A 22551-nucleotide genomic window follows, 5' to 3' on the forward strand; every position below is an offset into this window, starting at 1 on the left:
TTAACGTCAAGGGTAATAATGGGCAAACCACCTTTCTCTCTAGGCGGCGCATTATATCTACACCACTCCGAGCGTCCAATACAAACGTTTGTTTGAATCGGCTCCAGCCCAGAGAAATCAAAGAAGCGCGGCTTATGAACGGCCATTTTGCCGTATTGACCGGAATAGGCGTTCCGGTCAAGATACGGGCGGTTTTGCGCTCGCCGTAGGCAGACTGGCGGTTTCAAGAGCACCTCTAAAGACAGGGCACAGGCAGTACAAGGTGATGCGCATCGCAAGTCCGGCGCGCAGTTTACACACCGTGCGAATCAATGACCCGTTGGTCACCACTGACGAACGGTCATCGGCCCCAGCCGGCGTTTTTAGAGGTGCCCTTGTGCCCGATGAGCATCATCCGCCAGGTTCGCCTAGGCGACTTTCTTTTCACCGGAGAGTAACGAGGAATCCATGAAGGTTCTTGTAGCTGTCAAACGCGTTGTGGATTACAACGTCAAGGTTCGCGTCAAAGCGGACAATTCCGGCGTAGACCTCGCCAACGTCAAGATGTCGATGAACCCGTTCTGCGAAATCGCAGTGGAAGAAGCCGTACGCCTGAAAGAGAAAGGTGTTGCGACTGAAATCGTCGTCGTCTCCATCGGCCCGTCCACCGCTCAGGAACAGCTGCGTACCGCACTGGCTCTGGGTGCCGACCGCGCCATCCTCGTCGAATCCGCTGAAGACCTGACTTCGCTGGCCGTGGCCAAGCTGCTCAAGGCTGTGGTCGACAAGGAACAGCCTCAGCTGGTGATCCTGGGCAAACAGGCCATCGACAGCGACAACAACCAGACCGGCCAGATGCTCGCTGCACTGAGCGGCTACGGTCAGGGCACCTTCGCCTCGAAAGTCGAAGTGTCCGGCGACAGCGTTGCCGTGACCCGCGAAATCGACGGCGGCGCGCAGACCGTTTCCCTGAAACTGCCGGCCATCGTCACCACCGACCTGCGTTTGAACGAGCCGCGCTACGCGTCTCTGCCAAACATCATGAAAGCCAAGAAGAAGCCTCTCGAAGTGCTGACTCCGGACGCTTTGGGCGTTTCCACCGCCTCCACCAACAAGACCCTGAAAGTCGAAGCGCCGGCTGCACGCAGCGCGGGGATCAAGGTCAAGTCGGTGGCTGAACTGGTCGAGAAACTGAAAAACGAAGCGAAGGTAATCTAAAAATGACTATCTTGGTAATCGCTGAACACGACAACAAAGTGCTGGCCCCGGCCACACTGAACACCGTGGCCGCTGCTGCCAAAATCGGCGGCGACATCCACGTTCTGGTTGCAGGTCAAGGCGCTGGCGCCGTGGCCGAAGCCGCTGCGAAAATCGCTGGCGTGAGCAAAGTCCTGAACGCTGACAATGCCGCTTACGCGCATCAGCTGCCGGAAAACGTTGCGCCGCTGGTTGCAGAGCTGGGCGCTGGTTACAGCCACATCCTGGCTGCCGCCACGTCCAACGGCAAAAACATCCTGCCGCGCGTTGCCGCTGCACTGGACGTTGACCAGATCTCCGAGATCATCTCGGTAGAAAGTGCCGACACCTTCAAGCGTCCGATCTACGCCGGTAACGCCATCGCTACCGTGCAATCGACCGCTGCGATCAAAGTGATCACCGTGCGTGCCACCGGTTTCGACCCGGTTGCCGCTGAAGGTGGTTCGGCGGCTGTTGAAGCCGTTGCTGTTGCGCACGACGCCGGCACGTCCAGCTTCGTCAGCGAAGAACTGGCCAAGTCCGATCGTCCTGAACTGACCGCTGCCAAGATCGTCGTTTCCGGCGGTCGCGGTATGCAGAACGGTGACAACTTCAAACACCTGTACGCCCTGGCAGACAAGCTGGGCGCTGCCGTCGGTGCTTCGCGCGCCGCGGTCGACGCAGGTTTCGTCCCGAACGACATGCAGGTCGGTCAGACCGGCAAGATCGTTGCACCACAGCTGTACATCGCCGTCGGTATCTCCGGGGCGATCCAGCACCTGGCCGGTATGAAAGACTCCAAAGTGATCGTTGCGATCAACAAGGACGAAGAAGCGCCGATCTTCCAGGTGGCCGATTACGGTCTGGTGGCGGATCTGTTCGAAGCAGTCCCTGAGCTGGAGAAGCTGGTCTAATCCGGCGGCTTCACTTATAAAGAGCCCGGCCTTGTGGTCGGGCTTTTTTTTGTCTCGAATTTGAGTGGGAGTGTTTTGCCATGGATCTGCGCCGCTGGCTGTTATCGGGATTGATCCTCTTGCCGGGCATGGCTGCGGCCGCCGGCAAATGCGAGCGCCTCGTCGTCACCGGCAGCCCGGATGCGCCGCCGTACCTGTGGCAGGATCCGCAGAATCCCAAGCAGTTGATCGGCGCCAGTGCCGACCTGTTGCAGCAAGTGGCCAAGGATCTGGGGATCAAGGTCGAGCTGCTCTACGCCGGCAAACGCTCGCAGGCCCTCGATGAAGTGCGCAGCGGGCGCATGGACATGCTGACCGACACACCGCTGATGTTCAATGAACTGGAAAACCTCGACTACATCTATCCGCCGTTGCTGGAAAACGACTACCTGGTATGGACGCGCAAAGGCTCGACGCTGGTCTACAGCGAAGCCAAAGACTTGCACGGGCACACCGGCGGGATGTCGGAAAAGTCTCGAATGACCCAGGCATTCGGCACTTTCGCCGAGCAGAATCTGACCCTGACCCGGACGGCAAACATCACCCAGGCCTTTCAGAAACTTCTGCTGGGTGAAGTGGAATATGTACTCGCCGGTCGCTACTCGGGCATGGCCGCCGCGCAGGCATTGGGCATGGCCAATGATCTGCTGGCCTTCGAGCAACCGATCGACCGCCCGGGACTGTTCCTCGCGGTTTCGCACAACTCGGCCTGCAACGATCCGTGGTTGCGCGGACAGCTCGCTAAAAAGATGACAGAATTGCCCGCGTCCGGACTGACCGAAGCCGCGCTGCAACGCAACATCGAGCGCTGGAAGGCTCAGCAGCAACAGCCGCAGCCACCTGTCAGTGCCCCAAAACAGTAGGGATTCTTAGTGAGTATTCGACCTCTTTTCGCGGCCATGGCCGTTCTGGCCCTGGCCGGCTGCGCCAACGATCCTGCGCCCATTGAGCAAATGCGCCTGACCGAGCAGGCCATCACCCAAGCCAAGGCTGTCGGTGCGACCGCCGATGAAATGCCGGAAATGAAACTGGCCGAAGACAAGTTCAACCGGGCCAAGGGCAACATGACCGACGAGTCTTACAAGAACGCGCGCATGCGTTCCGAACAAGCCGAGCTGGATGCACGTCTGGCCGAAGCCAAGGTGCTGACGCAAAAGAGCGAAGAGCAACTGAACGTGCTCAACACCCGCATCATCCGTCTGCGCAAGCAACTGGGAGATGCCCAATGAGCCTCAAGTCCAAAGCCCTCGGCGGGTTGATTCTGGCCGGTTGCGCGAGCCTCTACGGTTGCGCCGGTCAACACAGCGAAGCCGCCTTGCAACAGGCCAGCAGCGACTTCCAGAAGGTCAAGGAAGATTCCAACGTGCTGCGTATCGCGCCCAAGGACGTGATCCGCGCCGGTGAATCGCTGGCCCGTGCCGATCGCCTGTCGACCTATTGGGGCAGCGGCTGGGACGTCGCGCATTACGCCTACCTGAGTCAGCGTTACAGCGAAATCGCCCGCGAACACACCAATCTGGTGCTCAACGAAGAGCGCGCGGCGAAGCTGGAGCTGGAGCGCCAGCGCCTGCAGCTGGCCCTGCGCGAGTCCAAACTGCTGAGCGTGCAGCAGCAGGGCAAGTGGCTCGAAGAACAAATCGTCGCGCTGGCCACCACGCAAACCGATCGCGGTCTGGTCATGACCCTGGGTGACGTACTGTTCGACACCGGCGAGGCCGAGCTGAAGAATTCGGCCAATCGCGTGGTCCTGAAGATCGTGCAGTTCCTGCAGCTCAACCCGAAACGCGTGGTGCGCATCGAGGGTTATACCGACAGCACCGGCGGCAAACAGGACAACCTCAAGCTGTCGCGTGATCGCGCGCAAGCGGTGGCTGATGTGCTGATGGACCTCGGGATTGAGGACAAGCGCATTCAGGTCGAAGGTTACGGCGATGAGTACCCGGTGGACGCCAACGCTTCCGAGCGCGGGCGGGCACAGAACCGTCGGGTGGAAATCGTGTTCTCAGACGAAAAAGGCCAGCTCGGCGCCGCCCGCTGAGGGCTGCGTCTCTGGAAAGCCCGGCCTGTCATGCAGCGCCGGGCTTTTTTACGTCTGTCGATTGGCACGCAAATCCGTACAGTTGTAGCTGACACTGCACTGTATGGTCGACTATGGTGGCAACTGTCCCAGTACACTTCTAAACTGTTCCGGTATTGTTTCACACAAGAATAAAATGCCCGTGAAATCGAGTGCTGCGTCATGACCAACCTCTTGCTCTACCAACGTATTGCTCAACAACTGGCGGAAGACATCCGGCGTGGTGTCTATCAGCCCGGAGAACGCGTGCCGTCGGTGCGCAAGATGAGTTCGCAGCTCAATGTCAGCCATGCAACGGTGTTGCAGGCTTACGCCAATCTCGAAGATCAGGGCCTGATCCGTGCACGGCCGCAGTCCGGTTATTACGTGCACCAGACCCCGGCACTGACTGCGCCGACCCCGGACATCGCCCGGGTCGAGCGGCCAGGACTGGTCACCCGCGCCAGCATCATTCAGCAAGTGTTGGTCGAATCGCGGCGCGAAGGGGTGTTCCCGTTGGGCGCTGCGGTGCCAAGTGTCGATTACCTTCCGGTTCGCGCGCTGCATCAGCAATTGGCCAAGGTCACCCGATTCCATAGCCCGCGGGCGTTCAGCTACATGTTCAGCCCCGGTTTCGAACCGCTGCGCCGGCAAGTGGCGATCCGCATGCGCGACGCCGGGGTGGTGGTCGATCCGTCAGAAGTGGTGATCACCCACGGTTGCGTCGATGCCTTGCAGATGTCGCTGCGGGTGCTGACCCGTCCGGGTGATCTGATCGCTGCCGAGTCGCCGACCTATTACGGTTTACTGCAACTGGCCGACCTGCTGGGCCTGAAAGTGATCGAGATCCCCAGCGATCCGGCCACCGGCATGAGCCTCGAAGCCCTGCAACTGGCCGCCAACCAATGGTCGATCAAGGCCTTGGTGCTGACCACGCGGCTGAGCAATCCACTGGGCGGCACCATGCCGGAAGAGCGGCAGAAACAACTGCTGCGCCTGGCCTCGGACTTCGATATCCAGATCGTCGAAGACGACATCTATGGCGAGTTGATGTTCGAACAGGGCCGCACCAAAGCCCTCAAGGCCTACGATCGACTGGATCGGGTGATCTACTGCTCGAGCTTTTCCAAGACGTTGTCGCCGGGTGTGCGCGTCGGCTGGATGATCGCCGGCAAGTATCAGCAGGAAATCCAGCGTCTGCAGACCTTCACCACGCATTCGGCGTGCAGCGTCACGCAAATGGCGATTGCCGCTTATCTGGAAAATGGCGGTTATGACCGGCATTTACGGTACATCCGCCAGGAATACCGAAAAAACCTCAGCGCGTTCCAGTTGGCGGTGCAGCAGTACTTCCCCGAAGGCACGCAAATGACCCGGCCCACGGGCGGTTTCATTCTCTGGGTGAGTCTGCCGGGCAGGGTCAATACACAGGAATTGCATGTCCGCGCCTTGCAGCAGGGCATCAGTATTGCGCCGGGGCTGATCTTCAGTAATACCGAGCAGTTCAACCACTGCATCCGCCTGAACTGCGGCACGCCGTGGAATCGCGAGGCGGAAAGGGCGCTGATGACCCTCGGTTTGCTGGCGACTCAACTGTGTCAGGAAACCGCAGGCGGTTTCTGAACGAGTGGCGCACCGTGCTTGTCTTGTGACGCTCAACAGGCGAGCATATGGCCCTCTGCCGTTAGTGTTGTGGGGCTCATGAAAGCGATTTTGCCTGCTGCCTGGATTTTGCTTGGTGTGTTGACGATGGGCCATGCGCCCGGTGTCATGGCAGCCGCCGTTCAGGAAAAGCCTGCGGCGTCAGCTCCGGCGAGTAAAACGGCCAGCAACAAAGCCGTTGCGGACAAGAAAGCTCAGACGAAGAAAGCCCCCCAGAAGAAAGCGGCCCCGGTGAAGAAGCGGCCCCCGATTGCCTCCAAGTCAAAACCGGCCAGTGAAGTGGCTAAAACCAGGCTGCCGCCGGCCAAACTGGACCTGAGCCTGCCCAAAGACATGGTCCAGCAGCTCAAACCTGCCGGTACCGTGCCGATGCCCAAACACGAGGCGATCCTGCCGCAGATGTTTGGCGAGAAGAACAGCGGCTTCCAGCTCAATGGCCGCCTGCTCAGCAATGAAATGCAGTTGCAGCTGCGCAACGAAGAGCGCCGCGAAGTCGAAGGCGCAGCGCTGGATTTCGAGTTCAAGCAATAAATTCAATCGACCCGTGACCCGCAGACCAGACGCTTTGTCGGAGACTGGTCAGTCACATTCAGTTATCGGTAAAAACCCCGGTGCAGGGAATTTGAAACAACCGTTTTAGCGGTTACTCTGTCCGTGTCTCTTTAACACATTGCCCGTCGCGAGGACTTGCTCGTCATGAAATGCCGTGAAGGCTGTGGCGCTTGCTGCATTGCCCCGTCCATCAGCTCTGCCATTCCGGGCATGCCCAACGGCAAACCTGCCGGCGAACGTTGCGTGCAACTCTCGGTCGAAAACCTGTGCAGCATTTTCGGCCAGCCGGAGCGCCCGGCGGTCTGTTCGGGATTTGCCGCCGATGTCGAAGTCTGCGGCAGCAGCTCGGAAGAAGCGATCAGGTTGATCGGTTGGTGGGAGCAGATGACGGCGGCGTGATGTGTCAAACGAACGGAACTTCAACAATAAGGAATAAGACTATGGGTTCGCTGCATCGTATCGCTGTGTTGTGTGGTTTGACCGCTGTGCTGGCTACTTCGATGGCTCAGGCCGAAGACTGGAAGGTCGCCAAGGAACAGGACGGGATCAAGGTCTCGCTGGCCGAAGTGCCGGGTTCCGATTACAAGTCCTATCAGGGTGTTGCCCTGATGAAGACCACCGTTGCCAAACTGCGTGCCTTGCAGGAAGACGTGGCCGGAGCCTGCGCCTGGATTCACGAATGCAAAACCCAGAAACTGCTCAAGCACGAGGGCGATCAGAGCTGGACCTACACCCAGTTCAATACGCCGTGGCCAGTGACCCCACGTGATTCGGTGTTGCACATCACCACCGTTGAGGGCGCCGATGGCAGCCTGACCCGCAACCTCGAAGGCGTGCCGAAGTACCTTCCCGAAGAGAAAGGCTTTGTCCGTGTCGCTCAGGTCAAAGGGTTCTGGAAGTTCGTACCCAAAGGTGATCAAGTCGAAGTGACCTATCAGGTGCACACCGAGCCCGGCGGCAGCGTGCCGAGCATGATTGCCAACAAGTTCGTGGTCGATGCGCCGTTCAATACGCTGAAAGCCCTGAAAGAACGCGCCGAGAAGTAATTCTTCGCGCTGACAGCAAAACGCCCCGACCGATTCGGGGCGTTTTATTTTGTCGTTATATTGTGTTTCCAGATATGCGTTGGACGAAATTTTCACAAAGTGTTCCAGACAATTCGCCCGCGCAATTCAGCTTGTCCCCGCCCGAATGCTTGTATGAAAGAGTCGGGCAATGGGGCAGTAATCAATGGCAATGCTGCCGTTGATCGTGCAACATTTGCGCACCGCGCACGCCCCAGGGTCTGGAATGGCCAATAGAGGGCATGGCGCCGCTGTATTTTGCAACTTCAACTTCCAATGGGTCCTAAAACGACATGGCAAACCCGGACGCCCTGAATCAGCAGCGATCTTCCACTCGCCTGCTGCAACCGACCGTCAAATCGCATCTGGCCTACACGCTGCTGTGTGCTCTGGTCATGATGGTGATGTTTTCCGTGCTGCGCCTCGCGCTGCTGGTCTACAACCGCGAGATGATCCTCGATACCCCGGCTTCGACCTTCCTCGAAGCCTTCGCCAACGGCCTGCGTTTCGACCTGCGCCTGGTGGTCTACGTCTGCGTTCCGCTGGTGCTGGCGCTGTTCAGTGCCCGGGCGATGGCTGCGCGTGGCTTCTTCCGCCTGTGGCTGACCGTGGCGTCGAGCATCGCGCTGTTCCTCGGCCTGATGGAAATGGACTTCTACCGCGAGTTCCACCAGCGCCTCAATGGCCTGGTGTTCCAGTACGTGAAGGAAGACCCGAAAACCGTGATGAGCATGCTCTGGTACGGTTTCCCGGTAGTGCGTTACCTGCTGGCGTGGGTCATCGGCACCGTGATCCTGACTCTGGCCTTCAAGGGCGCCGACCGTGCGACCCGTCCACGCGGCCCGTTCAGCGGCGGCAACGTCGGCACCCGTCAGGTGGCGCCGTGGTACACCCGCCTGGCGGTGTTCGTGGTCTGCCTGCTGATCTGCGTCGTGGCCGCCCGTGGCACCCTGCGTCAGGGCCCGCCGCTGCGCTGGGGTGACGTGTACACCACCGAATCGAACTTCGCCAACCAGCTCGGCCTCAACGGCACGCTGTCGCTGATCGCCGCCGCCAAGGACCGCATGGGCGAGGACCGCGATAACATCTGGAAAGCCACCCTGCCGCAGGAACAGGCGCAGAAAGTGGTGCGCGAGATGCTGGTGATGCCGGACGACAAACTGGTCGATGCCGACATCGCTGCCGTGCGTCGTGACTACACGCCACCGGCCGACAAGACCCTGCCGATCAAGAACGTGGTCGTGATCCTGATGGAAAGTATGGCCGGTCACTCGGTCGGCGCCCTGGGCGCACCGGGCAACATCACGCCGTACCTCGACAAACTGTCGAAGGAAGGCCTGCTGTTCGACCGCTTCTTCTCCAACGGCACCCATACCCACCAGGGCATGTTTGCGACCATGGCGTGCTTCCCGAACCTGCCAGGTTTCGAATACCTGATGCAGACCCCGGAAGGCAGCCACAAGCTGTCCGGTCTGCCGCAGCTGCTCAGCGCGCGCAAGTATGACGACGTGTATGTCTACAACGGCGACTTCGCCTGGGACAACCAGTCGGGCTTCTTCAGTAACCAGGGCATGACCAACTTCGTTGGCCGTAACGACTTCGTCAATCCGGTGTTCTCCGATCCGACCTGGGGCGTGTCCGACCAGGACATGTTCGACCGTGGTCTGCAGGAGCTGAAGGCACGGGAAAACGGCAAGCCGTTCTACGCGCTGCTGCAAACCCTGTCCAACCACACGCCGTACGCCTTGCCGACGCCATTGCCGGTCGAGCGCGTGACCGATCGTGGCAGCCTCAACGAACACCTGACTGCCATGCGTTACGCCGACTGGGCGCTGGGTCAGTTCTTCGAGAAGGCACGCAAAGAGCCGTACTTCAAGGAAACCCTGTTCGTCATCGTCGGTGACCACGGTTTCGGCAACGAACGCCAGATCACCGAAATGGACCTGGGCCGCTTCAACGTGCCGATGCTGATGATCGCCCCGGGCATTCAGGAAAAATTCGGCACCCGTGACCACACCGTGGGTACGCAGATCGACATCGTGCCGACCATCATGGGTCGTCTGGGTGGCGAAGTGCGTCATCAGTGCTGGGGTCGCGACCTGCTCAACCTGCCGGCCGGCGACACCGGTTTCGGTGTGATCAAGCCGTCGGGCAGCGAGCAGACCACCGCCATCGTCACTGCCGACCAGATCCTGGTGCTGCCGAAAGAGAAGGAAATGGCGCCGAAGATCTACCAGTACCAACTGGGCGCGAACCCTTCTGCCGAGATCATTCCGGACGCACCGCGTACCGCCGAACTGAAGCTCAAGCTTGAGGCGTTCTTGCAAACGGCGACCAAGAGCCTGATGGACAACACCGCCGGTGTGATCAACGGCAAGCCGGACTGATAAAACCGCTGCATAAAAAAGAGGCCCCTGAGGGCCTCTTTTTTTTGTCTTGGGGTTTTATATCCTGCCAAGTAACAGCAAGACCAACAGCACCACCAACACCACGCCGATAATGCCCGAAGGACCATAACCCCAACTTCTGGAGTGCGGGAAGACCGGCAGACCACCGATCAGCAACAGGATCAGGATAATGATAAGAATTGTGCCCATGTCGATTTCCTTGTTTATAGCGTTCGAGAAGACTTGGTGTTCAAGGGCGACTGGAGGCTAACTAATTCCAGACGGCTTACAAATTCCGACCGGTGCGGATGAAAGAAAATTCAATGTTTTTTTAATGTATTTGGATTACTCGTTTATTTCCTTTAAAGCGCGAGATCAAAAGATCGCAGCCTTCGGCAGCTCCTACAGGGAACTGATGCAGGAGCTGCCAAAGGCTGCGATCTTTTGATCCTGTATTCAGCAATCTGATGGAGCGTGGGTGGCCAGTGTTCCTTCGCTACACTCCGTGCATCTCCTACGGAACAACAAGGCTGTCTGCTATGCAAAATCGCATGATGATCACGGGTGCGGGCTCAGGTTTGGGTCGCGAAATCGCGCTGCGCTGGGCGCGTGAAGGCTGGCAGCTGGCCTTGTCCGACGTCAGCGAACCTGGCCTGCAGGAAACCCTGAAGCGGGTGCGCGAGGCCGGTGGTGACGGTTTCACCCAACGTTGCGATGTGCGTGACTACAGCCAGCTCACCGCGTTTGCCCAGGCTTGCGAAGTGAAGCTCGGCGGTATCGATGTCATCGTCAACAACGCCGGTGTGGCGTCCGGCGGGTTCTTCAGCGAACTGTCGCTGGAGGATTGGGACTGGCAGATCGCGATCAACCTGATGGGGGTGGTCAAGGGCTGCAAGGCGTTCCTGCCGCTGCTGGAGCAGAGCAAAGGCAAGATCATCAACATCGCTTCGATGGCTGCACTGATGCAGGGCCCGGCGATGAGCAACTACAACGTGGCCAAGGCCGGTGTAGTGGCGCTGTCGGAAAGTTTGCTGATCGAACTGGCGCAGCAGGAAGTCAGCGTGCATGTGGTCTGCCCGTCGTTCTTCCAGACCAACTTGCTCGACTCGTTCCGTGGTCCGACCCCGGCCATGAAAGCCCAGGTCGGCAAGTTGCTGGAAAGTTCGCCGATCACGGCTGCCGACATTGCAGACTATATCTACCAGCAAGTGGCCGCCGGCGAATTCATGATCCTGCCGCACGAGCAGGGGCGCATGGCCTGGGCGATCAAACAGAAGAACCCGCAACTGATCTACAACGAAATGACCACCATGGCCGATAAAATGCGCGCCAAGGCCAGACAAACCAACGGCTGAACTTGCCCCGAGGATGTTGCGTCGTTAGGGTGGCCGCAATGGTCACCCTGTCGAGACGCATCAATGCTCAATTACCTGTGGTTCTTCCTCGCGGCGCTGTTTGAAATCGCCGGCTGTTTCGCCTTTTTCATGTGGCTGCGTCAGGGCAAAAGTGCCTTGTGGGTGATCCCGGCGCTGCTCAGCCTGACCCTGTTCGCGCTGTTGTTGACCCGCGTCGAAGCGGCTTATGCCGGGCGCGCCTATGCCGCCTATGGCGGGATCTATATCGTCGCGTCGATCGGCTGGCTGGCGGTGGTCGAGCGCGTTCGCCCTTTGGGTTCGGACTGGATCGGCGTGGCGCTGTGCGTGATCGGCGCGAGCGTGATTCTGTTCGGGCCGCGATTTTCCGCGGTTTGAGGCGAGACTGTTTAGCGATTTGCAGGAAATGTCTGACGGGCGCAGCGCTCGTGGGTGTAGGGCAAGACTGAATTGCTCACGACGTATTGTCGAGCGCGCGCCCACCGCGCATCTTCAGGGCTGGCTAACCCTGAAGGATAAATTCCATGCTTGTACTCAGCCGTGTAGTGGGCGAGTTGATTTCCATCGGTGACGACATTTCCGTGCGCGTACTGTCAGTCAACGGTTCCAGCGTGCGCTTTGGTGTCGAGGCGCCGCAGAAGGTCAATGTGCACCGTTCTGAAGTCTATCAGCGGATCCAGCGCAAACAGGTCACCGAAAAGGTCCGCTAGTCGAACAGGTGCTTGGGCACGTCGTGCTTGAGCATCAGTTGGCATTGCTCGCTTTCCGGGTCGAAGACGATCAGCGCCTGGCCTTTGGTCAGCGCCTGGCGCACGCGCAGCACGCGGGTTTCCAGCGGTGTGTCATCACCGTTGTCGGTGCCGTCGCGGGTGACGAAGTCCTCGATCAGGCGGGTGAGGGTGTCGACTTCAAGAGCGTCGTAGGGAATCAGCATGGGCACCTCGGCTAAATCAATGACGGGATGCTACGGCGATTGGTGGCTGGCTGCCAGTTTTGTGTGGGCGGGTCTGGCCCCATCGCTGGCAAGCCAGCTCCCACAGAGTTTGTTGATGTACACAAACAGGTGATCCACCTCGAAAACTGTGGGAGCTGGCTTGCCAGCGATGGGGTCAGTCCAGCCACCACAGAATCCCGGATCAACTGTCGGATCGCTGCCCCACCAGACTGTCCACCGACGGCACTCGCGTATCGCTCTCCATCTGTGTCTCATGTTCGATCTGGTGACTGAAGCGATCCAGCGAAGCATTGGCCGGGGCCGCATCACTGGCGAATACCGGCGGACTCAGAATGTACGCCCCGAGCAAACGACTGAGCGCCGCGAGACTGTCAATGTGCGTACGTTCATAACCATGGGTCGCGTCGCAGCCGAAGGCCAGCAGGGCGGTGCGGATGTCGTGCCCGGCGGTGACTGCCGAATGCGCGTCGCTGAAGTAATAGCGGAACAGGTCGCGCCGTACCGGCAGTTCGTTTTCACCGGCCAGACGCAGCAAATGCCGCGACAGGTGATAGTCGTAAGGGCCACCGGAGTCCTGCATCGCCACGCTCACCGCGTGTTCGCTGGAGTGCTGGCCGGGCGCGACCGGCGCGATGTCGATACCGACGAATTCGCTGACGTCCCACGGCAATGCCGCCGCCGCACCGCTACCGGTTTCTTCAGTGATGGTGAACAGTGGGTGACAGTCGATCATCAACTCCTGACCGCTCTCGACGATGGCTTTGAGCGCAGCGAGCAATGCCGCGACCCCGGCCTTGTCGTCGAGGTGACGGGCGCTGATGTGACCGCTGTCGGTGAACTCCGGCAGCGGGTCGAACGCCACCACGTCACCGACGCTGATGCCCAGCGAGTCGCAATCGGCCTTGGTCGCGCAGTAGGCATCCAGACGCAGTTCGACGTGATCCCAACTGATCGGCATCTCGTCTACGGCAGTGTTAAACGCGTGCCCGGAGGCCATCAGCGGCAACACGCTGCCGCGAATCACGCCGTTGTCGGTGAACAGGCTGACCCGGCTGCCCTCGGCGAACCTGCTCGACCAGCAACCGACCGGGGCCAGGGTCAGACGGCCGTTGTCTTTCACTGCACGCACGGCGGCGCCGATGGTGTCGAGGTGCGCGGAGACGGCGCGGTCGGGGCTGTTTTTCTTGCCCTTGAGGGTGGCGCGAATGGTGCCGCGACGGGTCATTTCGAAAGGGATGCCAAGTTCTTCCAGACGCTCGGCGACGTAGCGCACGATGGTGTCGGTGAACCCGGTAGGGCTGGGAATGGCGAGCATTTCCAGCAGGACTTTTTGCAGGTAGTTCAGATCCGGTTCAGGGATTTGAGTGGTCATGGAAACTCCTGATGAGTTGAGGCGCATCGATGGTTTCGATGAGAAGGGATTTGTGGTGCCTGATTCGGCCCCTTCGCGAGCAGGCTCGCTCCCACATTTGGATGAGTTCCCCTGTGGGAGCGAGCCTGCTCGCGAAGGCGTCAGTCCAGACAAAGCAGAATCAAGAAACAGCCGGCTGACTGTGCGGAAACAACAGATCGACAAACCGCTCCGCCGTCGGCTGCGGCTCGTGATTGGCCAGGCCGGCGCGTTCGTTGGCTTCGATAAACACGTACTCCGGCTGATCCGCCGCCGGCACCATCAAGTCGAGGCCAACCATCGGAATGTCCAGCGCCCGCGCTGCACGGACGGCGGCATCGACCAGGGTCGGGTGCAGAATCGCCGTGACGTCTTCCAGCGTGCCACCGGTGTGCAGATTGGCCGTGCGACGCACGAACAGGTGCTCGCCCGCCGGCAGGATGCTGCTGTAGTCATACCCGGCCGCGTGCAGGGTGCGTTGGGTTTCGTGATCCAGCGGGATCTTGCTCTCGCCACTGGTAGCGGCTTGCCGACGCCGGCTCTGCGCCTCGATCAATGCACCGATCGAATGATGGCCGTCACCGACCACCTCGGCGGGACGACGAATCGCTGCCGCCACCACTTCAAAACCGATCACCAGAATCCGCAGGTCGAGGCCTTCGTGGAAGCTTTCCAGCAGTACGCGGCTGTCGAAACGCTTGGCGGCTTCGATGGCCTGCTGCACCTCTTCGATGCTCTGTAGATCCACCGCCACGCCCTGGCCTTGTTCACCGTCGAGCGGCTTGACCACCACACGCTGATGCTCGTCAAGAAACGCCAGGTTGTCGTCGGCGTTGCCCGCCAGTTGCTGCGAAGGCAGCTTCAGTCCGGCGCCTTTCAACACTTTGTGGGTCAGGCTTTTGTCCTGACACAGACTCATGCTGATCGCGCTGGTCAGGTCGCTCAACGATTCGCGGCAACGTACCCGGCGCCCGCCATGGCTGAGGGTGAACAGCCCGGCTTCGGCATCGTCCACTTGCACATCGATGCCGCGCCGGTGCGCTTCCTCGACGATGATCCGCGCATAAGGGTTGAAGTTGGCTTCCGGCCCGGGCCCGAGGAACAGCGTCTGATTGATACCGTTCTTGCGTTTGATGGCGAAGGTCGAGAGGTTGCGAAAACCGAGCTTGGCGTAAAGATTTTTGGCCTGACGGTTGTCATGCAGCACCGACAGATCCAGATAACTCAGGCCGCGACTCATGAAGTGCTCGATCAAATGCCGCACCAGCACTTCACCGACACCGGGCCGCGAGCACTGCGGATCCACTGCCAGGCACCACAGGCTGCTGCCGTGTTCCGGATCGTTGAAGGCTTTCTGATGATTGAGGCCCATGACGCTGCCGATCACCGCGCCGCTATCTTCATCTTCGGCCAGCCAGTACACCGGACCGCCCTGATGATGCGGGGTCAGCCGTGTCGCATCGATCGGCAACATGCCGCGTGCCTGATACAGCAGATTGATTGCCTGCCAGTCCGCTTCGCTTTGCGCGCGGCGAATGCGGAAGCCGCGAAACACGCGGGTGGCCTGGCGGTAATCGCTGAACCACAGGCGCAGAGTATCGGATGGGTCGAGAAACAGCTGCGTCGGTTCCAGACCGAGAATCTGTTGCGGTGCGGCAACGTACAGAGCGATATCGCGTTCGCCGGGCTGCTCGTTGAGCAGTTCCTGCGCCAGCGTCGCCGGGTCAGGGAAGGTGTGGCCGATCAGCAGCCGACCCCAACCGCAATGTACGGCGATGGGGTCGGCGCCGAGTTCGCTGCCGTCTTCGGCCAGACGCGCCTGCAAGCGTTCATACGACGGTGTCTGACCGCGTAACAGGCGCTGATTGATCGCTGTGGCGTGAGGTTTCATCAATCAGATTCCTTGTTCACTGAGCCACAGGTTCAGAGCCGCCAGTTGCCACAGTTTCGAGCCGCGCAATGGCGTCAGTTGGCCTTGCGGATCAGTCAGCAATTTGTCGAGCATGGCCGGGTTGAACAGGCCACGATCCTGGCTCGGATCCAGCAGCAGTTCACGCACCCAGTTCAGGGTGTCGCCTTGCAAGTGCTTGAGGCCCGGCACCGGGAAGTAACCTTTCTTGCGGTCGATCACTTCGCTTGGAATCACCAGACGTGCAGCTTCTTTGAGTACCTGTTTGCCGCCGTCCGGCAGCTTGAACTGGCCGGGAATCCGCGCCGAGAGTTCCACCAGGCGATAGTCGAGAAACGGCGTGCGCGCTTCCAGGCCCCAGGCCATGGTCATGTTGTCGACACGTTTGACCGGGTCATCCACCAGCATCACCGTGCTGTCCAGACGCAAGGCTTTATCGACTGCGGCATCGGCGCCGGGTTGGGCGAAGTGTTCTTTCACGAAGTCGCCGGCCGCGTCATTCGCGGTCAGCCATTTCGGTTGCACGGTGGCGGCGTAGTCGTCGTAGCTGCGGTCGAAGAACGCCGCACGATAGGCTGCGTATGGATCCGCCGCACCGTCGACTTGCGGGTACCAGTGATAACCGGCGAACAGTTCGTCGGCGCCCTGGCCGCTTTGCACCACTTTGCAGTGCTTGGCCACTTCGCGCGACAGCAGGTAGAAGGCGATGCAGTCGTGGCTGACCATCGGCTCGCTCATCGCACGGAACGCAGCGGGCAGTTGCTCGATGATCTCTTTTTCGTCGATGCGCAATTGATGATGTTGAGTGCCGTAGTGCTTGGCGATCAGATCGGAATACTGGAATTCATCGCCACGCTCGCCGCCGGCATCCTGAAAACCGATGGAAAAGGTCGACAGGTTCTCCACCCCGACTTCTCGCAGCAGGCCGACGAGCATGCTCGAATCGACACCGCCGGAAAGCAGCACGCCGACATCCACCGCCGCGCGCTGACGGATTGCCACCGCTTCACGGGTGCTGTCGAGCACGCGGTCGCGCCAGTCTTCGAGGGTCAGGTTTTTCTCGTCGTCCTGTGGGCCGTAGGGCAGGGTCCACCAGGTTTTCTGCTCGGTGCGGCCATCGGCTTCGACGCGCATCCAGGTCGCTGGCGGCAGCTTTTCTATGCCCGCGAGCAAGGTGCGTGGAGCGGGCACCACCGCGTGGAAATTCAGATAGTGGTTGAGCGCCACTGGATCGAGGATCGGGTTGATGTCGCCGCCCTTGAGCAGCGCCGGCAGGGCCGAGGCAAAGCGCAAACGCTGGCCGGTGCGCGACAGGTACAGCGGCTTGACGCCGAGACGGTCACGGGCAATAAACAGGCGCTGGGCATCGCGCTCCCAGATGGCGAACGCGAACATGCCGTTGAGTTTCGGCAGCAGCGCTTCACCCCAGGCGTGGTAGCCCTTGAGCAGCACTTCGGTGTCGCCACCGGAATAGAAGGCGTAGCCGAGCGCTTCGAGTTCGGCGCGCAGTTCCGGGAAGTTGTAGATCGCGCCATTGAAGGCCAGGGACAAACCGAGCTGGCTGTCGATCATCGGCTGCGCCGAGCCGTCCGACAGGTCCATGATTTTCAGGCGACGATGGCCCAGGGCAATCGGCCCTTGGGCATGGAAGCCCCACGCATCGGGGCCGCGAGGAGCCAGGTGATGGGTGATTCGCTCTACCGCTGCAAGGTCTGCAGGTTGATGATCAAAACGTAACTCGCCAGCTAATCCGCACATAAAGTCCTTACCGGTTTTTCCGTTGGGGAGGGGTGATTCAAGTCAGGCCAAAATGGCCGGTACTCAGAAACTGACCCGCTGCAGATGTGGGAGTTTTAGAACGATGAGTTATAAGAGGGGGCGACTGACCAGCGGCCAGTCGCGATTTTTCATTTGCCGCGAATCAACGTGCGCAGCGCGAAACGGTTGGGGTGGCAGGCTTCGGCGACGCTTCTGGGCAGCGGCAGCGGCTCGTTGTCCAGCCATGCCGCGAGCAGTTCGCCCGACAGCGGCGCGGTGATCAGCCCGCGTGAACCGTGGCCGCTGTTGACGTACAGGCCATCGAGCCACGGACAAGGAATGTCCGGCACTTGTCGTGCATCCTTGCTCAACGCGGCATAGGCCTGAGTGAAGGCTGTGCGGTCGGCGAGGGGGCCGACGATCGGCAGATAGTCGGGACTGGTGCAGCGGAACGCGGCGCGTCCCTCCAGAGTTTCCGGGGGCAGTTGATTGATGTGCAGGCGCGCCACCAGATCGCTGGAGATCTCTTCGAGCATCGCCAGATTGCCCAGGTGTTCGGCGGTGGTCGGGGTCAGGTCGTCGCTGTTGAAGTCGAAACTCGCACCCAGCGTGTGTTCGCCCAAGCGTGCCGGCGCGACATAACCTTCGGCGCAGACCACGGTGCGCAGCGCTTGGCTATCAGTGGTTTGCGGCAGGCGCGTGATTTGCCCGCGAATGCGCTTGAGCGGCAACTCGGCACTTTGCGCAAAGCGTTTGATCTCCGCCGCGCCGGCCAATATCACCACCGGCGCGCTGGCGAGCACGCGCTCGCCGTCGAGGGCTTGCCACTCACCCTCGACCTTGCGCAGTTCCAGCACTTCGTGATGCTTGAGCAGTTCGATGTTCGCTTGCGCGGCTTGCGCCTGGCACAGCGCGGGTGGATGCACCCAGCCCCCTTCGGGGTAGAACAGCCCGCCGTGTGCCAGCGCAATCCCGGCTTGGATTTCGGCTTGCGGCTGATCAAGCCAGTGCACCAGATCTTCCGGGAATGCCGCGGCCAGTTGCGCCTGACGCTCGGCTTCTTTGGCATTGAAAGCCAGTTGCAGCACGCCGCAATCGTCCCAGTCGGTGCCGCGTTGCAGGGTTTCCAGCAGACGGCGGGTGTAGCCGAAGCCGCTGACAATCAGTTGCGACAACGCGGTGCCGTGGGCCGACAACTTCAGGTACAGCACGCCCTGCGGATTGCCCGACGCTTCCTGTGCCACGGCCTCGTGACGCTCCAGCAGACTGACTTGCCAGCCGCGCGCGGCGAGGCTGGCAGCGGTCGCACAACCGGCCAGCCCGGCGCCGATCACCAGCGCCCGACGCTCGCCGGTCAGCGGGGCAGGGCGAGCGAACCACGGTTTGTCCGGCAGTGGTGGCGCGACGTCCTGCGGCCAGCCGAGAAACTCGCCGCGCAGGATCTCCCACTTGTGGCCGATGCCCGGCGTGCGTTTCATCTTGAACCCGGCGGCGTTGAGCAGACGCCGCACCCAACCGGTGCTGGTGAAGGTGCTGATGGTCGAACCCGGCGCGGCCAGTCGAGCCAGTTCGACGAACAGTTCAGCGGTCCACATGTCGGGGTTTTTCGCCGGGGCGAAACCGTCGAGAAACCACGCATCAATCTGCGCATCGAGTTGCGGCAGTTGCTCCAGCGCATCGCCGATCAGCAGCGTCAGCGTCACGCGGCCATTGCCGAGAATGATCCGCTGAAAGCCCTGATGGATCGCCACGTACTGCGTCAGCAGTTGATCGGCCAGTGGCTTGAGCTGCGGCCACAAGGCCAGCGCCCGTTGCAGATCGGCCGGGCTCAACGGGTATTTTTCGACGCTGACGAAATGCAGCCGCGCACCGGCCACCGCGTGCTGTTCGAACAACTGCCAGGCGCAAAGGAAATTCAGCCCGGTGCCGAAGCCGGTTTCGCCGATCACCAGCCGCCCGTGCGCCGGCAGCGCGGCAAAGCGCTCGGCCAGACGGTTCTGTTCGAGGAACACGTAACGGGTTTCATCCAGCCCCGACTGGTCGGAAAAATACACATCATCGAACACCCGCGAACGTGGGCGTCCCTGGTCATCCCAGTCGAGTTGGGCGTGGGGCAATACAGGTTTCATGGCAGGCTCGGCAACGACAAGGCGGCCATTCTAGCTGATCGGGCGGAGGGTGCTTGATCCATGGCAAGGCCTGGCTGTGCAGCCTCGAAGACAATTAACGATTTGGGCGCGGATCAGAGCAACCTGTGGCGAGGTGATTTATCCCCGATCGGCTGCGTAGCAGTCGCAATCCCGCTACCAGCGTGCATCTGGCGTTGAATGGCTTTGGGGCCGCTGCGCTGCCCATCGGGGATAAATCCCCTCACCACAGAGTTTTTCTTGAAGCCAAAAGGAGCGGAATTTCTCCGCCGCGCCCATGCCCAATCCGCTAGTCTTGCTGAATCCTGGAAGGAGCCGTCCCCATGTTTGAATCCGCCGAAATCGGCCATGCCATCGACAAAGAGACTTACGACGCGGCTGTACCTGCCTTGCGTGAAGCACTGCTGGAAGCGCAGTTCGAGTTGCAGCAGCAGAAGCGTTTTCCGGTGATCATTCTGATCAACGGCATCGAGGGCGCCGGCAAGGGCGAGACCGTCAAGTTGCTCAACGAGTGGATGGACCCGCGCCTGATCGAAGTGCGCACCTTCGATCAGCAGACCGATGAAGAGCTGGCGCGGCCACCGGCGTGGCGTTACTGGCGGATGCTCCCGGCCAAGGGGCGGATGGGCGTGTTCTTCGGCAACTGGTACAGCCAGATGCTTCAAGGGCGGGTCCACGGTCTGTTCAAGGATCCACGCCTGGACCAGGCGATCAACGCCGCCGAGCGTCTGGAAAAAATGCTCTGCGATGAAGGCGCGCTGATCTTCAAGTTCTGGTTTCACCTGTCCAAGAAGCAGATGAAGGCCCGCCTCAAGGCGCTGGCCGATGACCCGTTGCACAGCTGGCGCATCAGTCCGCTGGACTGGCAGCAATCGCAGACCTACGACAAGTTCGTCAAATACGGCGAGCGCGTGTTGCGCCGCACCAGCCGCGACTACGCGCCGTGGCATGTCATCGAAGGCATGGACGCCAATTACCGCAGTCTGGCGGTCGGCAAGATCCTGCTCGAAGGCCTGCAGAATGCGCTCAAGCGCCCCGAGGTGCATACCGAAGAGGTCAACGCGGCGCCGTTGGGCACGGCGGTCGATCAACTCAACCTGCTCGACAGCCTCGACCTGAACCAGCGGCTGGAAAAGAAAGACTACGAAGAACAACTGATCACCGAGCAGGCGCGGCTGTCCGGGCTGATGCGCGATAAACGCATGCGCCGCCACGCACTGGTGGCGGTGTTCGAAGGCAACGATGCGGCGGGCAAGGGCGGGGCGATTCGCCGGGTGGCGGCGGCGCTCGATCCGCGTCAGTACAGCATCGTGCCGATTGCCGCGCCCACTGAAGAGGAGCGCGCGCAGCCGTATCTGTGGCGCTTCTGGCGGCATTTGCCGGCGCGGGGCAAGTTCACCGTGTTCGACCGCTCCTGGTATGGCCGGGTGCTGGTGGAGCGGGTCGAGGGCTTCTGCAGCCCGGCCGACTGGCTGCGGGCTTACAGCGAGATCAACGATTTCGAAGAGCAGATCGCTGACGCCGGGGTCATCGTCGTCAAGTTCTGGCTGGCGATCGACAAGGACACGCAGATGGAGCGCTTCCAGGCCCGGGAGCAGATTCCATTCAAGCGCTTCAAGATCACCGAGGACGACTGGCGCAACCGCGACAAGTGGGACGCCTACCGCGCCGCCGTGGGCGACATGGTCGACCGCACCAGCACCGAGATTTCGCCGTGGACGCTGGTCGAGGCCAATGACAAACGCTGGGCCCGGGTCAAGGTCTTGCGCACGATTAACCGAGCGCTTGAGGAAGCTTTCGCGAAGTCCGACAAACGCGCGAAAAAACACAAGGACTGAGCCGATGGACCCGCATACGCGGGGTGAATGATTGTCGCGGTCGGCGGTGAGGTGGACTTATGCTCGGTTCACTCTCCTCCGACAACAACAATTGAGGTATGCCATGCGTGAAGTGGTGATCGTCGACAGCGTGCGGACCGGCCTGGCCAAGTCCTTTCGCGGCAAGTTCAACCAGACCCGTCCCGACGACATGGCGGCCCATTGCGTCAACGCGCTGCTGTCGCGCAATGACATCGACCCGGCCAGCGTCGAGGACTGCATTGTCGGCGCCGGCTCCAACGAGGGCGCGCAGGGTTACAACATCGGCCGCAACGTGGCGGTGCTCTCGCGGCTGGGCACCGGCGTGGCCGGCATGACCCTCAACCGTTTCTGCTCGTCGGGGTTGCAGGCGATCGCGATTGCCGCCAACCAGATCGCCTCCGGTTGCAGCGACATCATTGTTGCCGGCGGCGTCGAATCAATCAGTCTGACCCTGAAAAGCGTCAACACCGATCACCTGATCAACCCGTTGCTCAAGCAGCAGGTGCCGGGCATCTACTACACCATGGGCCAGACCGCCGAAGTGGTCGCGCGCCGTTATGACGTCAGCCGCGAGGCCCAGGATCGTTACGCGCTGCAAAGCCAGTTGCGCACCGCCCAGGCGCAGGCGGCCGGGCTGTTCAATGATGAAATTGTGCCGATGGCGGTCAAGTACCGGGTCGAGGACAAGAACAGTGGTGAGGTGCAGATCCTCGATGGCATCGTCGATCACGACGACTGCAACCGCCCGGACACCACTTACGAAAGTCTCGCCGGACTGAAACCGGTGTTTGCCGAGGACGGCTCGGTCACCGCTGGCAACTCATCGCAGCTGTCTGACGGCGCCTCGATGACGCTGGTGATGAGCCTGGAAAAAGCCCTGCAACTGGGGCTCAAGCCGAAGGCGTTTTTCCGTGGTTTCACCGTCGCCGGTTGCGAGCCGGACGAAATGGGCATCGGCCCGGTGTTCTCGGTGCCGAAACTGCTCAAGGCCAAAGGCTTGCAGTTGGCGGATATCGATCTGTGGGAACTCAACGAGGCGTTTGCTTCGCAATGCCTGTATGCCCGGGACCGGTTGGAAATCGACAACGACAAATACAACGTCAACGGCGGCTCGATTTCTATCGGCCACCCGTTCGGCATGACCGGGTCGCGGCAGGTCGGGCATCTGGTGCGTGAGTTGCAGCGGCGTAACCTGCGTTACGGCATCGTGACCATGTGCGTGGGGGGCGGGATGGGGGCGACGGGGTTGTTTGAGGCGGTGCGCTGAACCC

21 protein-coding genes are annotated in these 22551 nt (G+C 60.7%); 15 read left to right on the forward strand and 6 right to left on the reverse strand.

Features of this window, described 5'->3' with window-relative positions:
- Positions 1-447: 447 nt before the first annotated feature.
- From HDC30_RS27365 to HDC30_RS27410, 10 genes are all read left to right on the forward strand, one after another.
- On the forward strand, positions 448-1197 hold the full coding sequence (locus HDC30_RS27365) for an electron transfer flavoprotein subunit beta/FixA family protein (protein ID WP_003226982.1): 750 nt from the start codon (positions 448-450) through the stop codon (positions 1195-1197).
- A gap of 2 nt (positions 1198-1199) precedes the next feature.
- On the forward strand, positions 1200-2129 hold the full coding sequence (locus HDC30_RS27370; RefSeq protein WP_183785951.1) for an electron transfer flavoprotein subunit alpha/FixB family protein: 930 nt from the start codon (positions 1200-1202) through the stop codon (positions 2127-2129).
- An 80-nt stretch (positions 2130-2209) separates the two neighbouring features.
- On the forward strand, positions 2210-3031 hold the full coding sequence (locus tag HDC30_RS27375) for an ABC transporter substrate-binding protein (protein WP_183785953.1): 822 nt from the start codon (positions 2210-2212) through the stop codon (positions 3029-3031).
- A 9-nt stretch (positions 3032-3040) separates the two neighbouring features.
- Entirely contained in the window at positions 3041-3397 is a 357-nt protein-coding gene (locus tag HDC30_RS27380; protein ID WP_177325746.1) for a DUF4398 domain-containing protein, read from the forward strand.
- Positions 3394-4206: an OmpA family protein gene (locus HDC30_RS27385; protein WP_025113055.1), complete on the forward strand. Its 813-nt coding sequence runs from the start codon at positions 3394-3396 to the stop codon at positions 4204-4206. Before HDC30_RS27380 ends, HDC30_RS27385 begins: the two co-directional genes overlap by 4 nt.
- A gap of 201 nt (positions 4207-4407) precedes the next feature.
- Positions 4408-5847, forward strand: coding sequence for a PLP-dependent aminotransferase family protein (locus HDC30_RS27390; protein WP_003226969.1), 1440 nt, complete (start codon positions 4408-4410; stop codon positions 5845-5847).
- 78 nt (positions 5848-5925) lie between these two features.
- Positions 5926-6417 (forward strand): translation initiation factor 2, encoded by a 492-nt coding sequence (locus HDC30_RS27395; protein WP_183785989.1) that lies wholly within the window; start codon positions 5926-5928, stop codon positions 6415-6417.
- Positions 6418-6582: 165 nt separating this feature from the next.
- A complete protein-coding gene (locus HDC30_RS27400; protein WP_027612393.1) occupies positions 6583-6837 on the forward strand; it encodes a YkgJ family cysteine cluster protein in 255 nt (84 codons plus the stop codon).
- A 41-nt stretch (positions 6838-6878) separates the two neighbouring features.
- Positions 6879-7484 (forward strand): START domain-containing protein, encoded by a 606-nt coding sequence (locus tag HDC30_RS27405; protein ID WP_027612394.1) that lies wholly within the window; start codon positions 6879-6881, stop codon positions 7482-7484.
- 311 nt (positions 7485-7795) lie between these two features.
- Positions 7796-9889, forward strand: coding sequence for an LTA synthase family protein (locus tag HDC30_RS27410; protein WP_027612395.1), 2094 nt, complete (start codon positions 7796-7798; stop codon positions 9887-9889).
- A 57-nt stretch (positions 9890-9946) separates the two neighbouring features.
- Here the strand turns inward: HDC30_RS27410 and HDC30_RS27415 are convergent, their stop codons facing one another.
- The gene (locus HDC30_RS27415; protein WP_169432680.1) at positions 9947-10105 is read right to left on the reverse strand and encodes a DUF3309 family protein; all 159 of its coding nucleotides are present in this window, start codon (positions 10103-10105) and stop codon (positions 9947-9949) included.
- 323 nt (positions 10106-10428) lie between these two features.
- Here HDC30_RS27415 and HDC30_RS27420 point away from each other — a divergent pair, with 323 nt between their 5' ends.
- The 3 genes from HDC30_RS27420 (at position 10429) to csrA (ending at position 11972) form a co-directional block, all read left to right on the forward strand.
- Positions 10429-11244 carry an SDR family oxidoreductase gene (locus HDC30_RS27420; RefSeq protein WP_097088415.1) on the forward strand — a complete coding sequence of 272 codons (816 nt, stop codon included), beginning with the start codon at positions 10429-10431 and terminating at the stop codon, positions 11242-11244.
- 63 nt (positions 11245-11307) lie between these two features.
- Positions 11308-11640, forward strand: coding sequence for a YnfA family protein (locus HDC30_RS27425; protein WP_183785955.1), 333 nt, complete (start codon positions 11308-11310; stop codon positions 11638-11640).
- A 146-nt stretch (positions 11641-11786) separates the two neighbouring features.
- Entirely contained in the window at positions 11787-11972 is a 186-nt protein-coding gene (csrA, locus tag HDC30_RS27430) for a carbon storage regulator CsrA (RefSeq protein ID WP_027612397.1), read from the forward strand.
- Here the strand turns inward: csrA and HDC30_RS27435 are convergent.
- From HDC30_RS27435 to mnmC, 5 genes are all read right to left on the reverse strand, one after another.
- Complete coding sequence (locus tag HDC30_RS27435; RefSeq protein WP_003192759.1) at positions 11969-12196, reverse strand: YheU family protein; 228 nt, start codon at positions 12194-12196, stop codon at positions 11969-11971. The two genes, csrA and HDC30_RS27435, sit on opposite strands and share 4 nt — an antisense overlap.
- Positions 12197-12398: 202 nt before the next feature.
- Positions 12399-13589, reverse strand: coding sequence for an osmoprotectant NAGGN system M42 family peptidase (locus HDC30_RS27440; protein WP_027612398.1), 1191 nt, complete (start codon positions 13587-13589; stop codon positions 12399-12401).
- A 160-nt stretch (positions 13590-13749) separates the two neighbouring features.
- Entirely contained in the window at positions 13750-15498 is a 1749-nt protein-coding gene (gene ngg, locus HDC30_RS27445) for an N-acetylglutaminylglutamine synthetase (RefSeq protein ID WP_135296320.1), read from the reverse strand.
- A 3-nt stretch (positions 15499-15501) separates the two neighbouring features.
- On the reverse strand, positions 15502-17274 hold the full coding sequence (locus HDC30_RS27450) for an N-acetylglutaminylglutamine amidotransferase (protein WP_150368284.1): 1773 nt from the start codon (positions 17272-17274) through the stop codon (positions 15502-15504).
- Positions 17275-17423: 149 nt separating this feature from the next.
- Positions 17424-19403, reverse strand: coding sequence for a bifunctional tRNA (5-methylaminomethyl-2-thiouridine)(34)-methyltransferase MnmD/FAD-dependent 5-carboxymethylaminomethyl-2-thiouridine(34) oxidoreductase MnmC (gene mnmC, locus HDC30_RS27455; protein ID WP_150368283.1), 1980 nt, complete (start codon positions 19401-19403; stop codon positions 17424-17426).
- Positions 19404-19744: 341 nt separating this feature from the next.
- Between mnmC and pap the strand changes: the two genes are divergently transcribed.
- Complete coding sequence (gene pap / locus HDC30_RS27460) at positions 19745-21259, forward strand: polyphosphate:AMP phosphotransferase (protein WP_139054910.1); 1515 nt, start codon at positions 19745-19747, stop codon at positions 21257-21259.
- A 103-nt stretch (positions 21260-21362) separates the two neighbouring features.
- On the forward strand, positions 21363-22547 hold the full coding sequence (locus tag HDC30_RS27465) for a thiolase family protein (RefSeq protein ID WP_183785957.1): 1185 nt from the start codon (positions 21363-21365) through the stop codon (positions 22545-22547).
- Positions 22548-22551: the final 4 nt, after the last annotated feature.

It is taken from the genome of Pseudomonas sp. JAI115 (genome assembly GCF_014200835.1).
GTDB lineage: Bacteria > Pseudomonadota > Gammaproteobacteria > Pseudomonadales > Pseudomonadaceae > Aquipseudomonas > Aquipseudomonas putida_A.

Bases quoted from the DNA above. Each gene is read 5' to 3' on its own strand.
- HDC30_RS27365 (WP_003226982.1), top strand. From the start codon at position 448: ATGAAGGTTCTTGTAGCTGTCAAACGCGTTGTGGATTACAACGTCAAG.
- HDC30_RS27370 (WP_183785951.1), top strand. From the start codon at position 1,200: ATGACTATCTTGGTAATCGCTGAACACGACAACAAAGTGCTGGCCCCG.
- HDC30_RS27375 (WP_183785953.1), top strand. From the start codon at position 2,210: ATGGATCTGCGCCGCTGGCTGTTATCGGGATTGATCCTCTTGCCGGGC.
- HDC30_RS27385 (WP_025113055.1), top strand. From the start codon at position 3,394: ATGAGCCTCAAGTCCAAAGCCCTCGGCGGGTTGATTCTGGCCGGTTGC.
- HDC30_RS27390 (WP_003226969.1), top strand. From the start codon at position 4,408: ATGACCAACCTCTTGCTCTACCAACGTATTGCTCAACAACTGGCGGAA.
- HDC30_RS27395 (WP_183785989.1), top strand. From the start codon at position 5,926: ATGAAAGCGATTTTGCCTGCTGCCTGGATTTTGCTTGGTGTGTTGACG.
- HDC30_RS27400 (WP_027612393.1), top strand. From the start codon at position 6,583: ATGAAATGCCGTGAAGGCTGTGGCGCTTGCTGCATTGCCCCGTCCATC.
- HDC30_RS27405 (WP_027612394.1), top strand. From the start codon at position 6,879: ATGGGTTCGCTGCATCGTATCGCTGTGTTGTGTGGTTTGACCGCTGTG.
- HDC30_RS27410 (WP_027612395.1), top strand. From the start codon at position 7,796: ATGGCAAACCCGGACGCCCTGAATCAGCAGCGATCTTCCACTCGCCTG.
- HDC30_RS27420 (WP_097088415.1), top strand. From the start codon at position 10,429: ATGCAAAATCGCATGATGATCACGGGTGCGGGCTCAGGTTTGGGTCGC.
- HDC30_RS27425 (WP_183785955.1), top strand. From the start codon at position 11,308: ATGCTCAATTACCTGTGGTTCTTCCTCGCGGCGCTGTTTGAAATCGCC.
- csrA (WP_027612397.1), top strand. From the start codon at position 11,787: ATGCTTGTACTCAGCCGTGTAGTGGGCGAGTTGATTTCCATCGGTGAC.
- HDC30_RS27435 (WP_003192759.1), bottom strand. From the start codon at position 12,196: ATGCTGATTCCCTACGACGCTCTTGAAGTCGACACCCTCACCCGCCTG.
- HDC30_RS27440 (WP_027612398.1), bottom strand. From the start codon at position 13,589: ATGACCACTCAAATCCCTGAACCGGATCTGAACTACCTGCAAAAAGTC.
- ngg (WP_135296320.1), bottom strand. From the start codon at position 15,498: ATGAAACCTCACGCCACAGCGATCAATCAGCGCCTGTTACGCGGTCAG.
- HDC30_RS27450 (WP_150368284.1), bottom strand. From the start codon at position 17,274: ATGTGCGGATTAGCTGGCGAGTTACGTTTTGATCATCAACCTGCAGAC.
- mnmC (WP_150368283.1), bottom strand. From the start codon at position 19,403: ATGAAACCTGTATTGCCCCACGCCCAACTCGACTGGGATGACCAGGGA.
- pap (WP_139054910.1), top strand. From the start codon at position 19,745: ATGTTTGAATCCGCCGAAATCGGCCATGCCATCGACAAAGAGACTTAC.
- HDC30_RS27465 (WP_183785957.1), top strand. From the start codon at position 21,363: ATGCGTGAAGTGGTGATCGTCGACAGCGTGCGGACCGGCCTGGCCAAG.